Source organism: Bradyrhizobium uaiense (assembly GCF_010811875.1).
Taxonomy (GTDB): Bacteria; Pseudomonadota; Alphaproteobacteria; order Rhizobiales; family Xanthobacteraceae; genus Bradyrhizobium; species Bradyrhizobium uaiense.
Genome location: NZ_VKHP01000695.1, coordinates 1 through 255, shown reverse-complemented (window position 1 = coordinate 255; position 255 = coordinate 1). Strand labels below are relative to the sequence as shown.

General features: G+C 67.1%; 1 pseudogene. It reads left to right on the top strand.

Annotation, left to right across the window (positions count from 1 at the left end):
• Positions 1-255: pseudogene (locus FNJ47_RS55655) on the top strand (IS5/IS1182 family transposase); the annotation flags it as partial.

Genomic DNA, 255 nt, shown 5'->3' with positions numbered 1-255 from the left:
TGGCGGGGTCTCGGTGAACTACCATACACTGGCAGACTTCCGGGTCGGATGCGCCGATCTGCTCGACCGGCTGCTTGCCGAGCATCTTGCGGCCTTGGCGGAGGTGGGTCTGGTCGATCTCAACAAGCTGGCGCAGGACGGCGTACGGATCCGGGCGAGCGCCGGGGCCGCCTCGTTCCGGCGAGAACGAACACTCGCTCGCCATTTGGAGACCGCGCAGGCGATGGTGGCGGAGCTCAAGCGCGAGGTCGAGAC